Below are 20779 nucleotides of genomic sequence, written 5' to 3'. Positions count from 1 at the left end.
TCTAGCCCCCGCCGTTGGTCTGGTTGGAATCGGGAATGGGCGCGACCACGCCGCCCGCCGGGACGACGTCGCGCGCGACCAGAGCGGCGTCGCGGCTGATGGCGGGGCCGGGTGCGAAGGTACGCACGATCGGCCACGGCGCTTGGACCGCGAAACGCGGATCCAGTCCAAGTGCCCGCAGTGTCGGCTGGTCCGACTGAATGCCGTACCGAACGCCTTGCGGCGAAAGCCAATACAAACTTTCCCGGCTCTGGGCGGTGGCCACACCGCTCGTCGTCGCTATGAAATTAGCCGCTCCGGGCAAGACCAGGGTCTGGTGGGCTTCGGCGGAGTCGGGATTGCGGTCGTCCCGAACCAGTTGCACCAACCTCGAATCCATGCCGATCGGAACCGGCAGGCCGCGGCCGGTGAAAACGGTGATCCGGGCCTGGGGGTCGCTGGACTGCTTCTCCCAGCCCACGCAGGTCACCGGATTGGCTGCCGTATCAACAAATTCCAGCTTGCCGGATGGATAGTAGTCAACGTCGATCACGTCGACGACCGGTATCTGAATGAGCTTGTCCGGAGCTATCAGCGTTGGCGTTGTCGACCCCTGAGAATCGCCGGTACGCAACAGGTCTGCGACAAAGCTGCTGATCTTCTGCATTCCACCGGGCAGCAACACGTAGAAGCCGTTGACGGCGCCATTGGCATCGCGGGACTCGAGCACACTACCCACCTTGGCGCCGGGCAGCCATTGCGATGGTGTGCCGGACTCCGGAATTGCCGGCAGCACAATGGGTTCGGTGGAGGGCATCGCGTCGAACAGCGCGTTGGAGATTTCGACCGGGTAGGTCAGCCCGGGATCGAGGCCAAGATTGAACGTCACCGAACGGTCGGTCGGGTCGATGCGGGACCGTTGCCCGCCCCAGATCACATACGTTGCGCCTCTGTGGGTGACCAGAATTGCTTGCTTGGGGCCCAGCGCCACAGCCCGGCCCAGCGGCGAGAGTTGGCCCGCGATCGCGGTTACCACCGGAGTGGTTCCGCCGCTGCGGGTGGCTCCCCCGGTTTGCGCGGTGTCGCAAACCGACCATGCCGATACGGTGCCGGCGGTAACCGGCAGACTGTCCGGCACCCCGGGGATGCCGACGATCGGGCCGGTCGGGTACTTCGCGATTTCGCCGGCCGTCACCCAGGTCGGGGTTGCGGCACTGCCCACTGCCAGTCGCGCCGAGGTGAGATTGAGCGCGGGATAAAGGCGCCCGTTGATTCTTGCGTACATGGCGCCGGTGTCACGGTTTCCGATGATGTTCGACTGCCCGATCAAGCCGGCGGGCTTCATCACGTGCAGCAGGGCCATCCAGCCGACGCCAATCACGACGATGACGATTGAAAGCGCTACCGCCGCTTGCTGTTTGCGGTCGTCGTGCTTCATCCGTACCGAAAACCGAGTGATCGCAGCGCGTAGCCGCCGGTTGTAGAACAGGTGCCCCGAATTCTGATCTCGGTTGGACAGATTGAGTGGCACAGGCATTCTCCTTCCGGCGCCGATACGAATCCGTCTGTCGTACCGGCACCGATGTCACTGCAAACGGCCGCCGTACCGTGCCTGGTTCTCGGCCTCTGCCTCTTCTCGCAGCGCTGCGATCGCGAGGTTCAATCTGTCGGCCAGCTCGCTATGGGCGTAGCCGGTCATCACGTCCGGATGCAGCGTCAACTCGAGCAACCGGCCGTCGGAATTTGCTACAGCGTGAATATCACCCAAGTCCACGCTGTAAGTGACGGTCTCGGCCTGCGCGACAAGTGCTTCCCACTTGTCAGCCGCTTCGCTCAGTTCACGAAGAACCGATTCGACGAGGTCCCGGTCGCTGAGGTCGCTCAATTCCTGGCGACCCGACCCCGACACCATGACAGTATGTCGACGCCCCCCACCAGCGTCAATTCATCCACAGGACGTACTCAGCGACCGAGTTTGGTGAACCAGGAGAAGTGGTAGTTCGCCGCTATCGCGTCATTGCTGACGCTGCCAGCGGTTGCGGCGAGCAACATACAGTTGAGCAACTGCGCAGCATCGACATCGGGATACTGGGCCAGCAGCTGGTAGCGAGAGGTATCCAGGTGCACGCGCAGGAGATCGACTTCCTCTTCCACCACACCGGTTCCGGCGGCCGCGACCTTAGCCATCGTGTGCACCATCTTGGGCAGCCCGTCACGCCGATGCGTGGCCGCACCCAGCTCCTGACCCAGTCCCTCGACCATGGGCAACTCGAAGGGCTGCGCTGACGGTTTGGTCGCGACGACATCAGCGGGCCATCGTGCTGGCGCGCCTGGACTGTAGGTTGCGCAGCGCGTCGCGGCGCCGATCCACGCCGCGGCGCGACCGGTGCGCTGCCCGGGCGCCAACAACCGCACACCTTCGGGAAGCGCGATGCCCGGCGGGATCCAGCCGTGGGCCAGGTCGGTAGCCAGGACGGTGGTGCCGTCGGTGCAGTCGCCGACGACCCAGTTCAGCCGGGGTTCTTGACGCGCCACGAACACCAGCAGCCGCAGCAGCCGCTCGTCGTCTGATTCCGGTTCAGGTTGCGGCGGCTCGGGGACTTCCGCATCCCGGATGGCCGGCATCACCTGAGTCTTATCCAGGTCGGCGCGATGTCCCCGAGACGTCTCGGGGCTCCTGGTGCCATTCGGTGCCAGTTCGGCAGGGTCCAGGCCAGGCGTCACCTGAGGAGTGCAATCCGGGCGAGAGCTGAAGGTCGGAATCAGCAGTGATTCTCGGGTCGCCCTCCGAAGGCGCTGCCGCGCCCTCCTCCGACCGAAGATCGCCACCGGCACAGCGTACCGGCCCGTTATCGGGTGCGCAGACGGTGAATTGTGTGGCTGATACGTCCTGGGTAGCGTGAGCACATGGCCGATTCTGCGCTGCAGCAGCAACTCGACGAAGTACGCGCGCTGCTGTTGCGGGCGCGAGACCTGTTCGGCGCCAACCCGATCGAGCCGCCCTCCGACATCGCACCCGACCCAGAGACCGCCAAGAGCTGGCTGCTCTAGTTCCTCTCTAGTTCCTCAGCGCTCGCGTCGACGCAGTTGGTGCGCCAGCAGCCGTTCGATAGCCGTGTCGAGATCGTTGGCCGTGGGAACTTCCGCCGATGGCGTGTGTCCTGCTGCCACGATCTCGTCGCGCACTTCCAGCAGTGCCTTCAGGCAGGACACGTCAGCCGTCAGCAAGATGCCTTCCGCCAGGATGTCGGCGTCGGTATCCATCGCCGCTTCGCTCAACGCGACGCTGTGCATATATCCACCCCGGCAGGACCGGACCAGGATGTGGCCGCTGGGATGAACCGTGTCGAATGCGGGATTGGCCTCGGTCATGAAATCCCGCGACCCGTCATGCCCGTCATCGCCGTCATAGGTCCTGGTTTCGGAGGCTTCCGAGGATGCGCGATGCGTCTTCCTCGTTCTGCTCCCACATTGTTGCCGACGTCCTAAGACTCTGCGCGATGTCGGCGTGGTCGTCGGCCTGCTGTTCGTAGCACTGCCGTCGGAGTTCGAGCAGTTCACGGCCGGCGTCACGTAACTCGCTGAAAATGGGGCCCAGTGAGTCCAGACTTTCCTGGATCGCCGGGTGCGCTGACGGGACCGTGCGCAACTGCTCGGCCGTCTGCTGATGGTGAGCAGCGGCCTCACGCAAGTGCGCGGGCACCACGTGGATGCGGTCTGCCATCCGCTGTCTCCTCTCCGTGCGCCGGTCGTGCGGCCGGCGGCCTCACTATTACCAGGTGGTCGGCGTCGCCGCCGGACGGGTTGGCGTCGGTGCTCCGGTTGTGGCCGGCGCGGTCGCGGTCGCGGTCGCGGGCGGATGCTCCCAGCCTAGAAAGCTGGGTCCAGTCACCGCGGAGATGTGTTGGATCTGCCCGTCCAGGAGGGCTTTGCTCGCGCCGAGGGCAAGCGCATGACGTTCGGTGAAGATGCCGATGTCGCCTGGGGCCACGCGGGACGGGTCGATGGGTTGGGGGACCGGCGTGCCCGGCGGGGGGATGGCAATTCCCTGTTGCTGGAAGGCTTCTGCGATCGGCACTCCACCGGCCGCCGCCTTGATCGCCGCGGCCAGCTGAGGGCTTGCGGCAGTTACCGTTTCGCCGGTGGGCAAGGTCACCGTCGTCGGACCGGCCGGTGGTGATTCGGGTTTCGCGTCGGGTTCTTCTTCGTGGTCGGGGTCGTGGTCGTCCGCCTCGTCGGCCTGCTCGTGGTCGGTCGGCTGGACATCCTCGAAGTCGCCGTCTTCACGGTCGGGCAATCCGGAATCGCCTTCGGCGCCTGGCGCCAACCCCGATAGCGGTAGTCCGCCCGGCGCACCCCAGCCCGAGCCGGGGATCGCTCCGGCGCCCGGCATCGGCAGGGCCCCGAAGCCGGGCATCGCCGCCGCAGTGGGCGGGGTGCTCGGCGGTGCCGGTGACGCCTCGGCCAGCAGCCCAGGATCGTCAAGCGGGAGCGAATCGAAGTAGGAATCGTCAGGCAATCCCGCCGGATCGGCGGCGGTCTCGCGCGCTGACGCGCCGACGGGCCGCGTGGACACCTGGTGGTCACCGGGTTCGCCTTTCGACGCGCTGTACAACGACGTCCACGCCGCCATGAGGGCCGATTTCGACGTGTCGTCAAGGCTGGCGTTCGCGACAACTTCACGGATATCGCGCAGCTTGCCGATCAGGAATCGTTGGAAATCCCGGGCACCGGCAGGAGTGTCAAGATCCGATCGCGTGCGTACCGCGGCTTCCGTCTCCTGCTGAAGCTTGTTCAGCGCATCGCGACCCTCGACTGTCTTGAGGTGAGCATTCAAAATGGCCGAGATCACCTGCAGGTCGAGTTGCGAACTAGCCGAATTCTGGTGTGCCAGAGAAGCTTCGGCCTCAGCAATGGCCTTGGCGGCTTCGCCTTCCTGCCGTTGGGGCGGGGCGCCGGGTGGCGGCGGAGCGGATCCGGCCGCCGGGTTGAAGAGGCGCGAATGTTGTTGGCGGATCTTCGCCAGAATCGCGTCCAGTTGTTCCGAGCGGGTGGCGGGGGTCATCACGGCGGCCACCTCGCGCGGTGTCAGCCCGGCTTGCCACGCATTCGGGTCGCCCGTGGCATCGCGCACCGATTTGATGGCCGCCAGTAGCTCCGTATACGTCGACATCGGCTAGCCGGCCCGTAGCGGGCAACCTTGCGACCCCTCCATGCCGGGCGACAGTACTCAGGCGGCGAGCTGCCGGCAATTCACCTTCGCTTAGCCGGCCGGAGTCTCGTATTGCGACCGCAGGCTGTGCAGCACAGCACTTTTCGACTGACCCAGTTCCCGGGCTTGGGTGATGACCGCGGCGATCTCCCGCTGTTTGGCCAAGAGAAATCGCTGAAACTCGCGCGCCCCCAACGACGTATCGACGGCCAGCTCCGCATGGTATGCCGCAGCACGGTCGATCTCGGCTGCGATCGCGTCGAGCCGGCGCACGCTTTCCCGCATCGCCGCATGTGCGTCGGCCAGGGCCTCGGTCAGCACACGGTCGGCCTCGGCGAGTGCGCCGTGCTGCCTGGCCAAAATTGCCTGCCGCTCCGCAATCGCGGCTAGCGAAGACCCGGTTTGGTCCGACATGGGTACAACCTTCTCATCCGGCCCATCTGAGCTGGGCGACTATCCGTTATCCGAACGGTTCTCAATAGGGACGCCGTATTTGCACGTTGTTGCCCAACTGGCTGATCCGCACGGAGGCACCCGAATAGGGCGCCTCGACAACCAGGTTGTTGCCGATCGCCATCTGCACATGCCCCGCGTGCGGAAAAACCAGATCACCCGGGCGCACCTGCGAGTGCGGCACCACAATCCCGTCGTTGATCTGTTCGTAGGTAGTGCGGTGCAGGTGCAGGCCCGCCTGTGCATACGACCACTGGACCAGCCCGGAACAGTCGAATTGGTTGGGCCCGGTGGCCCCCCAGACATAAGGACGGCCCAATCGCGATAGCGCGGCTCGCACCGCGATGCCAGCCCGCCCGCTCGCCGCGGGCATCCGGCGTGACCCAGGATGGTGCGCCATTCGATAACGCAGCGCACGCAGCGCCGCCACGTGCCGTCGTGCCTGCCGACGTGCCGATATGACATGCGCATGTTGCGCACGCAGCCGTGCGACGCGGCGGCGCATCGCCTCACGCTGAGCCAACGGCGTCGGCTGATCGCACGCGGCATCGGCGCGGGCCTCGTCCACGACGCGCCCGGTGAGCTCCCTTGCGGCGGCCCGGCCCCGGTGCGCCCCGGCGATGACGGCCGCGGCCGCCGCATCGGTTCGCGCCGCCGATAGCAGCGTCGCCCGGCTGCGCCGCGCCGCCTGTTGGTAATTCCCTTGTGCTACAACAGTTTTTAGTTGAGGCAGGCTGGATATCCCCGCGTCGAGTGCTGAAAGCCGAGCGTCACCGGTGAAAAGCTGGTGTGCACGGCCCAATGCCTCGACTTCGCTGCGCGTCATCGATCCCCCTCGGCTGGCTCGAGTTGCTCTGGCGCCTCGACCGCATCGGCGAAGGCACGGACGCGGGGCAGCGCGCCCGGGGGGATGGCGCCGCGATTGCGGATATCCCACACTTCGTCGGTACCGATGCCGATGAGTGCCGCGATGACCGGTTCCGGTAGTGACGACTGCGCACACGCCCGGTCGAAGCGGGCGGTCAAGCTGGCCGGCATGCGCTTGAGGAGGGCAGCGCGGGTCGCTTCGAGAGCCCGCAGATGTTCCATCAGCCGACCGGTCGATTCGGCACCGGCGTTCACCGCCACCCGCCACGAGCTGGCGGCCAGCATCTCCGCCTTCACACACTGTGCGATCACGGAGAGAATATACGTCTCATATTCGTTTGATGTCGTCGCAGGCAATCTATCGATGACTGAACGCAGCGCATCGAGCTGCGCTTCGGCGTATCCCTCGAGGACATCGGTGTCACTGTGGCGATCGACGACGACGGCCCCGGCCCGTGGCGAAGACGTTGGCTTGGGTGGCTGCGCCGCGATCAATCGGGCTAGCTCGGCCTCGGGATCACCGGCGACCAGCAACCGCGAATAGGTCCCCGGTGGCAAGCCCAGTCCATTTTCGACCTTTTGAACTGTGCTTTTATGCGGCTTTCGGGCACCGCGCTCCAGGTAGCTAAGGCCCATGATGCTGATGCCGGTCGCGGCCGCAAGATCGGCCAGCGACCAGTCGCGCGATTCGCGCAGGGCGCGGATGGCCGCGCCGGCCGACTCACGGCTCACCGCGGGCTCCGGCCATGAACGAATAGTACACAGCGGCAACGGCAGCCTTGCCGATATACGTTTTCATCGCCTTTCTATTGCGGCGGCCGGCCGTTTGCATATACGCTTCCACCTACGTTTCACCGAATGAAGGAGGCGCTCACATGGCGGCCATGGCGAACCCTTGCACTGCCAACCCGGAACTGTGGTTCGGCTACCCCGACGACGACGCTGGCGACGGCGCGGCCAAAGCCCGCGCCTACGAACGGTCGGCCACCGAGGCACGCATCCAGTGCCTGCGCCGCTGCCCACTCGCCCAGCAGCGGCTGTGCGCGCAACGCGCCATCGAGCACCGCGAGGAATACGGGGTATGGGCGGGGATAAAACTTCCCGGCGGCCAGTACCGGAAGCGCGAGCAGCTGGCGATGGCGCACGAGGTGCTGCGCCGGATTGCCGCCGGTGAGATCAACGCCCGGCAACTACCGGAGAACGCGGCATTGTTGGCGCGCCGCGAGGACGGCGCGGTCCCGGTCCCGGCGGTCGTCTTGCATCTTCCGTTGGCGCAGCTGGGTCCGCGCTCGGCCGCATGACGGCTTCGGGCCGGCCGGCAGTTTGCTGACCCAGCCGACGGGGTAGTCGCAGCCGCAGGGACGGAGAAGTCGACCCAAAGGCGCATCATGACGTTTGACTTGACACCAACCGCGGCTCAGCACGATTTGGCCCGGCGGACCCACGAGTTCGCCGAAGAAGTTGTCCGTCCGGTCGCACTCGACTACGACCAGCGACAGGAGTTTCCCTGGCCGGTGCTGGAGGAGGCGGCCCGGCGCGGGTTTTACAGTCCACTGTTCTACCGCGATTTGATCGGCGACCCAACCGGGCTATCGCTGCCGATGTTCATGGAGGAACTGTTTTGGGGTTGCGCCGGCATTGGCTTGGCGATCGTCATGCCCGCGTTGGCGCTGTCGGCGATCGGCCAGGCCGCCTCACCGGAGCAAATGCTGCATTGGGCCCCCGAATGTTTCGGCACACCAGGTGATCTCAAGTTGGCCGCGCTGGCGATTTCCGAACCCGAGGGCGGCAGTGACGTCCGCAATCTGCGCACCCGCGCTCGCCGCGAAGGTGACGACTGGATCATCGACGGCCACAAGATGTGGATCGGTAACGGCGGCATCGCCAACGTGCACGTGGTGAACGCGGTGGTCGACGAGGAACTGGGCCACCGCGGTCAGGCGCTGTTCGTGGTGCCCGGCGGCACCCCCGGCCTGGAGCTGGTGCGCAAACTCGACAAGTTGGGTTGCCGGGCGTCGCACACCGCCGAACTACGATTCGACGGCGTCCGGGTTCCGGCTGACAACCTGCTCGGTGGGCACGAGAAACTCGAACACAAGCTGGCCAAGGCCCGCGAAGCGGTCGCGGGTGGAAAGCGCTCCGGCTCAGCGACATTGGGAACATTCGAACAGACCCGCCCGATGGTCGCCGCCCAGGCAATCGGAATCGCCCGCGCCGCATTGGAATACGCGACGGCGTACGCGACCGAGCGGGAGGCGTTCGGCGGTCCGATCATCGACAACCAGGGCATAGCGTTTCCGCTGGCCGAGCTGGCGACTCAAATCGACGCCGCCCGGCTGCTGACCTGGCGGGCATCCTGGATGGCGGCGAACAACGTTGCGTTCCAGCGCGGCGAAGGATCGATGTCGAAGCTCGCCGCCAGCGAGGTCGCCGTCAAAGCCACCGAGCGCGCCATTCAAACGATGGGCGGCTGGGGATACATCACCGACCATCCGGTGGAGAAGTGGTACCGAGATGCCAAGCTGTACACCATCTTTGAAGGCACCAGCGAGATTCAGCGGATGGTCATCGCGAACGCCCTGGGGGCCGACGTCGATACCCCGCCACTACACGTGCGGATCGAGCCCTCCGGCGGGCCGCTGAACCGGATGTTCGGTCGCGGGACGCCACTGCGCTCCCGCGCTGCCGATGCCGCGTTAGCGATGAAAGACAGGATTCCGCAACCGATCATGCGGGTCGCCATGCAAGCGCTGCGGCCGCCGGGTCGATGACGCTTTCTATGCCGAGGGCACCCTATTCCGCTTGCGCAACTCATGGCGCAATTTCGACCAGGTGAATTGCAGGCTTTCGCCGTCATAGAAGAAGCGCATGGTTCGAAATGGGAAATACAGCAGCATAAGCACCACCTTGGCAGTGCGTGCCGACGAGCTGCTAATGCCGTGCACCTTTGTCGTGCGGCTATAACGTCCGGCATACCGGTAATAGTCACGCAGTGAACAATTCACCCGGCGCCCCGACATGCCCGCCACCATGGTTGGGGCATACAAGATCTCGTGATCGTTTTCGAACAGCGTCAGAGCGAGGTCGACATCTTCATGCAGGCGATCTTCCAAGTCCAGTTGGGTGAGATGGCGGACCGCCTTCCAGGCCGAGCTGCGGATAGCCATATTTGCCCCCAGCAGAAACCGCTCATTCGTCGCCTTTCGCTGCGCCCTGCTGCGTAGCCGCGCGTCCAGCCAGAAAGTGAAGCTGCGCAGCGGCATGTCATAGAAGACGACAGGGCCAGTGGCCGCGTCGACACCTCCGTCGCAAAAACAGCTGCGCACCGTCTGCACCCAGTCGTTCGCGATAATGGAATCGGCGTCGATCCTGCCGATGACTTCGCTCTGGGCATTATCGAAGCCACAGTTTCGGGTGGGTGCGATGCCCTGATATTCATTCTGTTCCAGCAGCCGTATGTTCACGTGCGGGTTGTTTTCCTGATACCTGCGCACGACCGAAACGGTGTCGTCGGTCGACTTGTTGTTGACGACGATGATCTCTTCGGGCGTCGAGGTTTGGTCGAGGCACGAGTCCAGGCACTTGGCGATGAAACGTTCCTCGTTATAGGCGGGAATTACGATGGCGACGGTGGGCAGTTGCGACATCGAATTGACCTCCGGCGCCCGAATATTTGACCATGCGCCCCCGACCGGGCGGCTGCATTGATCCTAAACACATTAGCTCGCGCCAGGTTCGGCATTCAATATGTTCGCAAACAAAAGCAAGGATCCTTCAGCGGGTTAATTCGCGGGGACTGCACGGTGAATCCGCCGCCGCGGAACTGATCTTGATAATCGACTCCCCAAGCGTGGGCCACCGTACTAACGTGTTGGTGCGCTTCCATTCATACCGGTGGCGCGTCAACCGGACACTATTCAGGGGAGGCCGCAGCGGTGGCATCGGAAGTGGCACATCGGACTGGCTCGGGGACTGGCCGCACGGACGGCCCGGTTTCCGGAGGGCTACGACACCGGATTCGTGTGGTGGTGGGCCAGATCCGCGCCATTATCGGCGTCCTTTCGGCATTTCCGCTCGCAGCGGCCGCGGTGGTACTGGGTCTGCTGACCTGGAATCGCCGCCGCGGGCTGAACCTTTTCACCTCCACCTGGCCGGGGCTGGTGGTTAAAGCCGGCGGCGTACGGCTCAATGTCGTCGGCGCGCAGAACCTCACAGCGCAGCGCCCGGCGATTTTTCTCTACAACCACCGCAGCCGATTCGACCCGTTTGTCGCCTCGGCACTGATGGGGGACAACTGGATCAAAGTCGCCAAGAAGGAGCTGGCGCGCGACCCGATCGTCGGCACGATTCTCAAATGCGTCGACGCAGCATTCCTCGACCGCGATGACACCGCAGCGTCGGTAAATACCTTGCGCGAAATCGAAGAACGGACGAAAAAAGGCATATCGGTGTTGATCGCACCCGAGGGCTCTCGCCAAGACGGGGCCGGGGTCGGGTCGTTCAAGAAGGGTGCGTTCCGCATGGCGATGGCCGCGGGTGTACCGATTGTGCCGATCGTGATCCGCAACGTGGCCGACGTCGCCCCCCGCGAATCCTTCACGATCACTCCTGGGACCGTGGATATTGCGGTGTTGCCGCCGATTTCGGTCGACGGCTGGACACCCGACTCGTTGCCCGAACACATTGCGCAAATCCGCCAGCTGTATATCGACACGCTTGCCGATTGGCCGCAGGCCGTCGGGAAAACGCCCTAGTGCACGCGGTGCCGGGCGGTTGCGCTGGTGCCGGCGTAGGGCTGGGTTGATCGAGTCGCCATCCAATCGTCGATGCTGATGGTGCTGCGCCAATTGACCGGCAGCGCATCCAGCGCGTCTTCAATGCAATCCCACACCGACTCCAGCGGGGGCGCACCCGGGGCAACTGCGGCGATCTTGCGCTCCAGGGGCAGGTTCGGCTCGTGCGGCGCGTCGCTGAATGGGGCCAGGGCATTGATGGCGTCGATGACATGTCGGCGACGGTGCGCGTAACCCAATGCCCGCAGCTCGTCAGGCATGATCGGCTGGCCGAAGATATAGTCTTGCGCAGCTTGGCGATAGGGCACTTCGAGCTTTGGATCCACGGGTTCCTCGGGCAAGCCGCCGGCGAAGAACAGCGGCACGATCGGCATCGACATTTCCAGCGCCATGTCCAGCAGGGTGGATGTAAGCCTTTCGACCCGCTGACCCGACCGGAAATATCGAGTGCCGTCTGGATGCACCAACGTCGACACCCCGTGGGCGGCGGTGTCCGATTTGATGTCTTCGATCAGTCCGAAGAACTGCTCGGGCGTTTGTTGATCGAAGTACCGCATGATGCCCAAGTCGCGTCCCGCCTGGGCGTCCGCGAAGCGGGTTAGCTTTCCAATCCAATTGTTTTGAAGTTTGATGCCGGCGATCGGGACCACTTTCGTGTCGGTCACCCACGAAGCGATCACCATGGCCAAGAGGGACTCGATCATCACCTGGTGGTTGCCGAGCAGCAACACGGGACGGCCGCGAACCGCCGCCATCGCATCGGGATCGGTGACGATGACGTGTCTGGCGTAACGAGAGAGCAAGGCCCACTTGAGCAGATCGCCGAACCAGCCCGGTGGCATGTCCAGTTTGTCGGTCCACCAGGTGCGAACTGCCTGCCAGTCGGTCTGCAGCGAGGCTTCCGCACGAAACGCGCCCTGGCGTACTTGGTGGACCTCGAGAGCAATGCGCTCCAGCGGCAACGCCGGACACGACACCCGACCCACGGAGGTGTGAACCTGCGAGGGATGGATGGCGTCATGGGCGGCATACGCGACGGCCTCCTTGGCCGCCACGTCCGAAATCAAGTTATTGCCAATGCTTTCGGTGCAATACACCGCTTGCAGAGTGCCCTTGAGCCAGCTCATCGTCGCCACCCGGTCAGCATCGAGCATGACGACACCGGGCTCCAGCCGTTCACTCAACGACATCGCGGGCACCGCACGGCGGTGACCGAGGAAGGCCCGCTGCTGAAGTCCGCCGGCCTGGCCGAGAGGTCCTTTGGGCAGCAGTATCCCGACGACACGGATGCAGGCCCAGGGGTTGCCGCCTGCGCTGAGCCAAAGTTCGATCATGGGCATGCGGCTCTCGGCATCGTCGAAACCGACGCAGCGGATCTCCACATCCACCTCCCCATCCCGGGGGGTGTCGCTGTAGAAACGGGCCCACTGCACCCGATGCGGCAACGCCACGGTCGAGTCTTTGGCCTCCACATAGGATTCGACATCGACATCATCGTTGGTCCACACACTCCACGCGCCGAGTGGCACGAGGTGCATTGCGCCGTCGAGCAGTCCCGGGTGCAGCCGGCCTACCGGAACTTTGCACCGGTTGATGGCAAGCCTCCCCGACGAGCCGTTGCGGCCGATCCGGGCGCCGTCCAGCACAGTGGAGAACGCGGGTCCGTGGAATATGGCGCCCGTCTCGTAGGGGTTGGCGAATGGCACCGTGTCGTGCAACGGCGGCGGATCGGCTGGGCCGCTGGGGTATTGGTTCGCGGTGACCAGTGTGGCGTGTGCATGTGTTTCCCAGCGCGACATCACCGGTCTCGGCGCGTCGCGCCATACTTCCAGGCGGGCGTCGCAGCGTCCCGGCGCCATCGGCTCGATAACCACCCGCAGTCGTTTCGGAGAGTCGACGACGATCCAGCGCACCACCCGCAGATCGGTGACTTCGACCACTTTGGCGGCGCCGTAAGCCTGGCCGGCCGCCTGTGCGAACAGATCCATCACCGACATCATCGGCAGGGTCGGGATGGTGTACGTCGGGCAGTGATCGGCAATCCAAAGGTCGCGGGCAGGATCGATCGTGGTCTCCATCGTGGCGCCCTGAAGCGCGGCGGGAATCTCGGTCGGCAACGGCGACCGCCTAAGTGGCACTTGACCTTTGATACGCATGGCAAGATTGGTCACGCTATAGATTCGCCGTCCGTCAACCCACAGTGAGCCTTCGGCTGTGGCGAGGATACCGTCGTCGTCGCGAGTGATTCGGGTGATCTCCACCAGCGATGTGATCAGCTTGGTCGCCGGCAGCACCTGACCGCGATACCGCCAGGTGATCGGCTCGTGCAGCGCCACCGGTTCGAAATGCGCTGCCGCCCCCGCTTCTTCGCCCAAGCCGAGGTCGAGCATGGCGAACTGTAACAGCTGCAACAATGCCTCGATACCCAATGACCCGGGTTGTACGGGGTCGCGGTAGAAATGCGCCTTGAAGAACCACTCGGTGGGATCGACGTCCTTGACGGCACGCCACCGCCCCAGACCGGCGCTGCCGCCGTCGGGCCAGCGACCCGTCACCCGGTCGATCATCACCAGCATGGACTCGGCCAGTCGCGGTCCCGGTGCGGAGCGCCGGCCTGGGGCTGTCAGGTCGACAACCGTTGCCTCACAGGGAAGTTCGAGCGCCGCCCGCTGCTCGCCGGTGGCAGGGAGGCCCACCTGCTGCTCCAGTGCGTCGCGCCGGAAGAAGCCGAATACCGTGTCGATGGTGTAAGCCAATTCATTGTCGGCGTATGTCTCGGCGTCGAAGCTCACCAGAATGGTGTCGGAGGCTTGCGCAATGCTTTTCAGGATCACCTTGGTTCGCAACGTCGTAGTCGCTGGGGTGATTTCGCGGTGCTGTACACCGGTTCCGTCGAGATTACGGAAGTAGAGGTCTAAATCGGTGCTCAGTGGACACCCGACGTAGGCTGCCAGCCAGCCGCACGGCTGTAATGCGACCTCCATCAGGACCGCATTGGGCATGGTTAGCCGGCCGTTGGCAGCGAAATACCAGGCGTCGCAGGGAACGTCGTACTCGACGACGACCACGGCTCCCGACGTCATCGCCCCCATGTCGCCGGCCACATCGCTGACTCGGGAGATGAAGTTGTAGGGCGGCCCAGGCAGTCGGATCAGTTTTCGATGGTTGTCGAATTCCTGGTAGCGGGGCCCGAATGCCAGGGAGGGCTTTCCGCCAGCCCAGGCCAGCATCGCGTCCTCATCGAAGCTGAACCCGTCTGCTTCGGCGACCGCTCTGGATTGTCCAGAAGCTTTCAGCTCGCTACCGCCCATATCCATTGGCCAGCCGGGCGAGAGCCGCAGGCCCATCCGGCGACAGTGGAACGTCGGCAATCCATCGACCGTGCAAAGCAGATCGGCAAACAGGGTGGGCTCCGGACCGGCGATGACCTCTCGCACGAATACCTCGTAGACCAGCTCGCGCGAGTGCGGCGTGACCTGCCCCCGGTAGCGCAATTTGTAGGTCTCGAAGGGCACCGGCTCAAAGCGCCACCCGTCGCACTCCAGGGTCATGCCGAGGCCGGTCATGTACACGGCCATGGCCTGCATTGCGCCCTCATACATCAGTGGGCCCGGCATATATGGGTCGTCCTGAGTCCCGGCGAAGAACCAGCTGTCGACATTCACGTGCTCTACCGCACGCAGATAGCCACGGCCCCAGGGTCCGCCGGTGAAATCGATTTCGGTGACCTCGTCGACGAACAGCATGTCGCTGCCCGGGACGGATGGCGTGCGGGTGTGGCTGGCGGCGCGCTCGAACCCGGTGCCGAGCGTCTGCCACACCCGGCCGGCGCCCAATGCTTCCAGCTCGGCGCGATCGAGCGAGGTGCGCGATGTCTGCGATGGTGTGAATTCCATTGGGCCGGTGACTGTCTCGTCCTCCGGTCGCCACAGAATGCCCCTGGGCGAGGCCAACTGCTCGGCGGAGAACAAACCGGCCTGGCCGCTTCTGACCTGCAACCGCTCTTTACCGTCGATAGTGCAGTCGCAGTGGAAGAAGAGCAGCGGGATGTCGGCCAGGCGGGCATGACCGTCTACCTGGACATCGAACCGTAGGGTGTCGCCGATCTCGGGCAGTCCACCGAGAAATGTCACTTCACAGCCAAGCAGCCGATAAATCCGATCACCCTGGTCGGCGTTCTCCGCACCCGTCCACGAGACCGGCATGCAGTCGATCAGACCGCTGTCGAGCATGAAGCCGGCCGGCATGCGGCCGCGGTGTAGCCAACGACTTTCGGCGGTGACATCGGTTTCGCTCCACAGCGTTCCGGTACGGGTTTGTTCGCGGACGCCGCCTTGCGTCGCCCGGGCGGCTGCGGGGCTGACCTTGCCGTAGTCGTGACGGATCGTCAGAGGTTCGGGCGGTAGCTGCAGGTCCAGTGCCGCGCCCAGCGGCACCCGCGCGAATGCCTCTTCAACCTTGGGTAACGGCGGCGGAACCGGGAGGGGTGTCGGGAGGAGTGTTGTCATAGATTGCTCCGGTTCATGCGTGGCGACAGCGGCAGTCGGCATCCGCACCGTGGGCGAATGAGCGGGTAGGTGCAGCCAGGTTGTTGTGTTCTGGCGGGGTCGGGGGGCCGGCAACAATGATCTGGCCGACGCGTCGGTGTGGTGGTTCATCGGCGGTGGTGTCAGGACGAGTTGTTGGTCCTGGCCGGCCAATCCGGTGAGCGCCACCACGACCGAATTGCCCTGGGATTTCCACTGAGTACCGTCGGGCCGTACGCCCAATAGTCCGCAGAGTGCGCCGACGGCAACCGCGACCAGTCCAGAAGATGCGTGCGCGTGACCGAGGGCCGGCGAGAGATCCAGCGCCCCGGGAGCGTTTCCCAGCCTTAGGGATTCACCGCGCGGCTGTTGATCTGCGGGCAGGATGGCCAGAATCGTGTCCTGGTCACGCCGTGCGTCGGTAGCCCGCTTGAGGACCAGCACGACGGCGGCGTCGCCGGGGAGCTGCTCGTCCGTTCCGAGCAACTCACGGGCGGCCGCTTCGTGTACGGGTTCGCAGCTCATATCCACCGCGCCGACGACCGCTGCATCGATTTCGCCGCGACGTAACGCTCCCGCGGCCAGCTCCAGCGCCGTAGTACCCGACAGTTGTGCTCGCGATACGCTGAAACTCGGTCCGCGTAAGTCGAATTGGCAGTTCAATCGGTTTGCCACGATGTTGGGCATCGTTCCCACCACGGCCGCGGCGGTCAGGCTCGGCGCGACACCGTCGCGTGCCAGTGTCAACTCGGCGGAGTCCTCGACCGCATCGGCCAACCGCCAGCGCAGTTCGAATCGAGTGACCTCGGTATCGCAGCCCATTCCGGCGAACACGCTCGTTGTGTCGGCTGGCAGCCGGTGGATCAGCTCGTCGATGTTGAGCGCTGCGCTGAGAATTGCCAGCTGTTGGGGTAATGCCTCTTTGAGATCGGCAGGGGGGAAGCAGGTTTGGCTGAAGTCGATGCTGATGCTGTCCATCTGGGCTCGCCGGCCGCCGCTGCCATCATCGCGCAGCAGTGCTTGACCCGTAATCAGATGGTCTGCGACTGCGGCGGTTTCATGGCCGTCACCCAAAAGGAGGCTGAGTCCCACGATTGCGATGTCACCGTCAGCTCGGGGTTGACCCGCTGGTCGCTTCGGCGCGGTGCCATAGTGCCCGACCGGACCGATCCATTCTTCGAGCAGAAGATGCGCGTTGTTTCCACCGAAGCCGAAATTGTTGACCGCGGCCCGACGCGGTCCGTCGGCAGTCCAGGGCTCGTTTTGGGTAAGTAGCCGAAAGGGTGACTCGGCAATGTAGGAGAGCGGATCCTCAGCGTGCAGCGTTGCCGGACGTATCCCGGCCTGAATCGCATTGATCACCTTGATGATCGCGGCGGCTCCAGACGCCGACAAGGTGTGGCCGATGTTCGACTTCATCGATCCGATGGGCACGTCCGTCGTGCCGTCGAAGATGCGCGCCATCGTCAGAAGTTCGGTCAGGTCGCCACGTGAAGTACCCGTGGCGTGGCACTCGACAAGGGAAATGTCCTGTGGCTCAAGGCCAGCCATGTCGTAGGCCAGTCGCATCGCGCGCTCTTGCCCTTCCTGCCACGGCGCCAGCAGCCCTTGCCCTCTTCCGTTGTTGGTGAGACCGATGCCGCGGATGACGCCAAGTATGTTGCTGCCGTCGGCGATCGCGTCTTCCAGCCTCCTGAGCACCAGAATGGCCGCGCCCTCGGCGGGGACCAGGCCGTCGGCATCGCGGTGAAACGGCCGCGACCTTCCCGATTGGCTCAGTGCCTGCAGGGCGCTGAAGCCGACGTGGATGAACAGATCGCTGGCCCCATTGGCACCACCGGCCAGCATCACGTCCGCGGTGCCGTCGTGCAGGCGATCGCAAGCCAGCTTGACGGCATACAACGAAGAGGCACAGGCGGCGTCGATAGCGGCAGCGCCACCGGTCAAGCCCAATGCATTTGCGATCAGATGCGCCGGCAGTCCGGCTATGAAACGGTTGCGCCAGTCGATGCCATGTTGCTCACCGCGCCAGACCTTTTCGGCAAGATCTGTCATCGTCTTGGTCGGGTAGACCAAGTTGCCGAGTATCACCCCGGCAGAGCCGGGAACTTCACCGGCCCGCCAGCCGGCGCTTTCGATCGCTTGCCTGGCCGCCTCGATGGTCCACAGGTAAAGCGGGTCAAGCCCGTCGAGTTCCTTAGGGTCGAGCAGCAAGGTGCGGGGATCGAACATTTCGGTGAAGCCGCGCACATATCCGCCGCGCTCCGACCAGGTGTGGTCAAACGAGGGTCCGCCCTTGTGGTCCCGGAGCATGCGCACCGGGGATACGCCCCAGTACTCCGGGTCCGGTGAACCGAGGACGTCTCGGCCCTGCCGAACCGTGATCCATAACTCGTCACAGTTCAGCGCCCCCGGAAGAATGCACCCCTGACCGACAATCGCGATGGGGTCAAATTTCACAACCGGACTCCGCGACATCATCGGCCCGCTCAGCTGCCATAGGTGTACAGCTCGAGGCGTTTGACGCCCGCGATCAAACGGTTTTCGGCGTCGACGAGGTCTATGTCGCAGATCGCCCGGTTGCTCCGCGCGTCACCGTTGGACAGCACACACCGAAGCCCGGCCCCCAGCGCACCGGCTCGGTAGCGCACGACTTCGCCCAGCCGTAGCGGCAGGGTCTTGTGACCGAGTTGTTCAAAACTCCACACCGTCGCCAGCTGCAGACACCCGTCGAGCGCCGCTGGATCGGTAGCCCAACCGTCGTCTCGCCAGCCCGCAGCGGCCAGGCCGTGCAGCGACCCGGTGGCGGTCGAGCTCTGGCAATCCACACCGTCGAGTACCTGAAATGCCGGACCGTGGAAGAGCGCGCCGTCGCTCTCGTAGTGGACGCCCTCATGCGGCAGACGACATCCGCCCGCTGCCTGCGCGCCCGCCGGTACTTGTGCTGTGCCCGAACCGATTTCGACCATCGCGGAGTAGTAGGCGGTTGACTCTGAAAAGTCGGACAGCGTGCATAGCAGTCGATTCGGCTGGTCTTCTACGGGCGCGCAGCGCACCAGCAATCGGTCACCGTGTCGTTCGAAGTCGTGCAACACGACGCCGCGAAGCACCTTGACGTCGAGCAGCCGGGCCACGCGGTGTCCGGGCCGGCATGCCTCGGCCATCCGCACAAACCACTCCAGCGCTTGTACGACCGGCAGCACGACGTTGCCCTTGATGCGGTGATCGAGCACGTGTGGCTGCCGGGCCGCATTGGCCACCACGAACGCGGCCCGGCCTGCGGCAGGAATGGGTTGCGTTGGCGGACCGGCCGACACGCCGCCGCCCAACAGCACTTCGGGATGGTCTGTCCGTCCGTCCAGCACCTCGGAAACGAAAGCCTTTGCGCCGTCGGTACGTTCGACCAACGTGATGCCGCGGGACTCGAACATCGACTTGAGTGCCGGGGTGACCATGCCGGAGTCCCACGGACCCCAGCCCAGCGCGCGGACGAGGCAACCCCGACCGCGGCGGGCTTGCTCGGCCAGGGCCACCTTGTTCAGGATCTCGTTGGCCATCGCATAGTCGCTTTGGCCCGTGTTGCCGGTGCGCGCGGCCACCGAGGAGAACAGGCAGATGAGCTTCAACGAATCGGCGGCCGTCGCGTCCAGCAGCGCGCATAGCCCGCCGACTTTCGTGTCGAAGACCCGATCGAATCCTTCCAGGTTTTTCTTCTGCAAAGGCGCATCGGCCAGCACGCCCGCACCGTGGACCAACCCGGTGATGGGCCCGAAATCGGTCCGCACGCTGTCGAGTAACGCGTTGAGTTGCGCAGTATCACAGACGTCTACCGAGGCATAGCGGACCCGGGCGCCGGCGCCCTGCACCGCGTTCAGGGTGGCGCGCACCTCGCGGTCGGCCAGGATCCGCTGGACTTCGAAGTCCAGTTGCCGGGGTGTGAGCTTGCGCCCTTGTTGGGTGGCCCAGCTCAGCACTGCCCGCTTGAGCTCAGCATCGGTGGTCAGCCCACGGGTGACCGCAGGCTCCTCGCCGAGTTCGGTACGCCCGATGAGGACGAAGCCGGCCTTCGTCTGCTCTGCCAGGGCGACCACCGAGGCGGCTGTGACCCCGCGCCCACCACCTGACACCACGATCACGTCCTGGGGGCCAATGCGATTCGCGCGCGTGGCGACCTGCTTCTCGTCGGCGACGATGGCGATTCGGCCGTGCGGGCTGCCTAGCCCGACTTCCAATTCGGCGCCGCCGGCCATGACCTCCTGCGCGAGACATTCGGCGACGGCAACCGGTGACAGGCTGCCGACCGCGAGGTCGATGGCCTTGACTTGGGCGGCCGGCCATTCCTGTGCCGCGGTCTTGGCCAGGCCGGCTATGCCGGCAGCCCAGGCGCGTTGGCCGGGATCGCCGAGCAGGCCGAAACTGCCACCGGTGTCCTGGACGGTGACGAAAGTTCCACCGCGCTCCTGGAACTTTGCGGCGACGCGTTGGGCGTCGGCGAATACCATCCGGTTGAGTGCCAGCGTTTCGGACCGGGTTGCTGTCTTTGCAAGTCCGCCAAGATGTATGACAGCTTCGGCGTCGGGGGTGGTGTGGGCCACGACCGTGGCACGGATTCCTTGGTTGCGAAGAGTCGCTGCCAATGCGTTGGCATTCGCATCTTGGGCATCTGGGCCGCCGACGATTTCGACGTTGGCGACGCGGTGGAGGCCTGGCATTCCCATTCCGCTAGCCGGAACTGCGACCGCACGCACCGCGTAGCGGGGAATCGCAGCTCCGGCTAACTCAAAAGGGCGGTGGTCTCCGCCCGGGGCGCTGTATGTCGGCGTGAGCAGACCCTGGAAATAGTCGGCGATTTCGTTTAGCGTGCCCAGCCCAGCCATGGCCGCCGTCTCCACCTCAGGCAACCCCGGCACCCGCTGCTGCACCGCCGACAAAATCTCCACCCGCTTGAT

At 64.8% G+C, this 20779-nt stretch carries 16 protein-coding genes; 4 read left to right on the top strand and 12 right to left on the bottom strand.

Annotation, left to right across the window (positions count from 1 at the left end):
• Position 1: 1 nt before the first annotated feature.
• Genes eccB through AWC27_RS21335 form a run of 3 tightly spaced genes read right to left on the bottom strand, consistent with a single transcriptional unit; the run spans position 2 to position 2808 of the window.
• Entirely contained in the window at positions 2-1510 is a 1509-nt protein-coding gene (gene eccB / locus AWC27_RS21345) for a type VII secretion protein EccB (RefSeq protein WP_085672320.1), read from the bottom strand.
• Positions 1511-1564: 54 nt separating this feature from the next.
• The gene (locus AWC27_RS21340) at positions 1565-1891 is read right to left on the bottom strand and encodes a DUF2710 family protein (protein WP_085672319.1); all 327 of its coding nucleotides are present in this window, start codon (positions 1889-1891) and stop codon (positions 1565-1567) included.
• Between the two features lie 50 nt (positions 1892-1941).
• Entirely contained in the window at positions 1942-2808 is an 867-nt protein-coding gene (locus AWC27_RS21335) for a DUF5631 domain-containing protein (protein WP_085672356.1), read from the bottom strand.
• Between the two features lie 78 nt (positions 2809-2886).
• Here AWC27_RS21335 and AWC27_RS31295 point away from each other — a divergent pair, with 78 nt between their 5' ends.
• Positions 2887-3030 (top strand): hypothetical protein, encoded by a 144-nt coding sequence (locus AWC27_RS31295; protein WP_169726831.1) that lies wholly within the window; start codon positions 2887-2889, stop codon positions 3028-3030.
• 15 nt (positions 3031-3045) lie between these two features.
• On the opposite strand, the gene AWC27_RS21330 is transcribed toward AWC27_RS31295, so the two are convergent.
• The 6 genes from AWC27_RS21330 to AWC27_RS21305 form a co-directional block, all read right to left on the bottom strand.
• Positions 3046-3351 carry a DUF2694 family protein gene (locus tag AWC27_RS21330; protein WP_085672318.1) on the bottom strand — a complete coding sequence of 102 codons (306 nt, stop codon included), beginning with the start codon at positions 3349-3351 and terminating at the stop codon, positions 3046-3048.
• Between the two features lie 34 nt (positions 3352-3385).
• Positions 3386-3703: an ESX-1 secretion-associated protein gene (locus tag AWC27_RS21325; RefSeq protein ID WP_085672317.1), complete on the bottom strand. Its 318-nt coding sequence runs from the start codon at positions 3701-3703 to the stop codon at positions 3386-3388.
• Between the two features lie 48 nt (positions 3704-3751).
• Positions 3752-5152, bottom strand: coding sequence for a DUF4226 domain-containing protein (locus AWC27_RS21320; protein WP_085672316.1), 1401 nt, complete (start codon positions 5150-5152; stop codon positions 3752-3754).
• A gap of 90 nt (positions 5153-5242) precedes the next feature.
• Positions 5243-5605, bottom strand: a complete 363-nt coding sequence (locus tag AWC27_RS21315; protein ID WP_085672315.1) for a DUF4226 domain-containing protein — start codon at positions 5603-5605, stop codon at positions 5243-5245.
• A gap of 61 nt (positions 5606-5666) precedes the next feature.
• Positions 5667-6470, bottom strand: a complete 804-nt coding sequence (locus AWC27_RS21310; protein ID WP_085672314.1) for a C40 family peptidase — start codon at positions 6468-6470, stop codon at positions 5667-5669.
• A complete protein-coding gene (locus tag AWC27_RS21305; protein WP_085672313.1) occupies positions 6467-7243 on the bottom strand; it encodes a helix-turn-helix domain-containing protein in 777 nt (258 codons plus the stop codon). Before AWC27_RS21305 ends, AWC27_RS21310 begins: the two co-directional genes overlap by 4 nt.
• Before the next feature lie 152 nt (positions 7244-7395).
• On the opposite strand from AWC27_RS21305, the gene AWC27_RS21300 reads away from it, so the two are divergent.
• Both AWC27_RS21300 and AWC27_RS21295 read left to right on the top strand, forming a co-directional pair.
• Entirely contained in the window at positions 7396-7812 is a 417-nt protein-coding gene (locus AWC27_RS21300; protein ID WP_085672355.1) for a WhiB family transcriptional regulator, read from the top strand.
• Positions 7813-7899: 87 nt separating this feature from the next.
• Complete coding sequence (locus tag AWC27_RS21295; protein ID WP_085672312.1) at positions 7900-9282, top strand: acyl-CoA dehydrogenase family protein; 1383 nt, start codon at positions 7900-7902, stop codon at positions 9280-9282.
• Between the two features lie 6 nt (positions 9283-9288).
• On the opposite strand, the gene AWC27_RS21290 is transcribed toward AWC27_RS21295, so the two are convergent.
• Complete coding sequence (locus AWC27_RS21290; protein WP_085672311.1) at positions 9289-10158, bottom strand: glycosyltransferase family 2 protein; 870 nt, start codon at positions 10156-10158, stop codon at positions 9289-9291.
• 378 nt (positions 10159-10536) lie between these two features.
• Here AWC27_RS21290 and AWC27_RS21285 point away from each other — a divergent pair, with 378 nt between their 5' ends.
• Entirely contained in the window at positions 10537-11265 is a 729-nt protein-coding gene (locus AWC27_RS21285) for a lysophospholipid acyltransferase family protein (RefSeq protein WP_245847372.1), read from the top strand.
• On the opposite strand, the gene AWC27_RS21280 is transcribed toward AWC27_RS21285, so the two are convergent.
• Entirely contained in the window at positions 11262-18290 is a 7029-nt protein-coding gene (locus AWC27_RS21280) for a beta-ketoacyl synthase N-terminal-like domain-containing protein (RefSeq protein WP_169726830.1), read from the bottom strand. The two genes, AWC27_RS21285 and AWC27_RS21280, sit on opposite strands and share 4 nt — an antisense overlap.
• Before the next feature lie 29 nt (positions 18291-18319).
• Positions 18320-20779 (bottom strand): SDR family NAD(P)-dependent oxidoreductase (locus AWC27_RS21275; RefSeq protein WP_139837137.1); only part of this gene is annotated, 2460 nt, incomplete at its 5' end.

The organism is Mycobacterium szulgai, from assembly GCF_002116635.1.
Taxonomy (GTDB): domain Bacteria; phylum Actinomycetota; class Actinomycetes; order Mycobacteriales; family Mycobacteriaceae; genus Mycobacterium; species Mycobacterium szulgai.
This window is presented reverse-complemented; position numbering and strand designations above follow the sequence as displayed.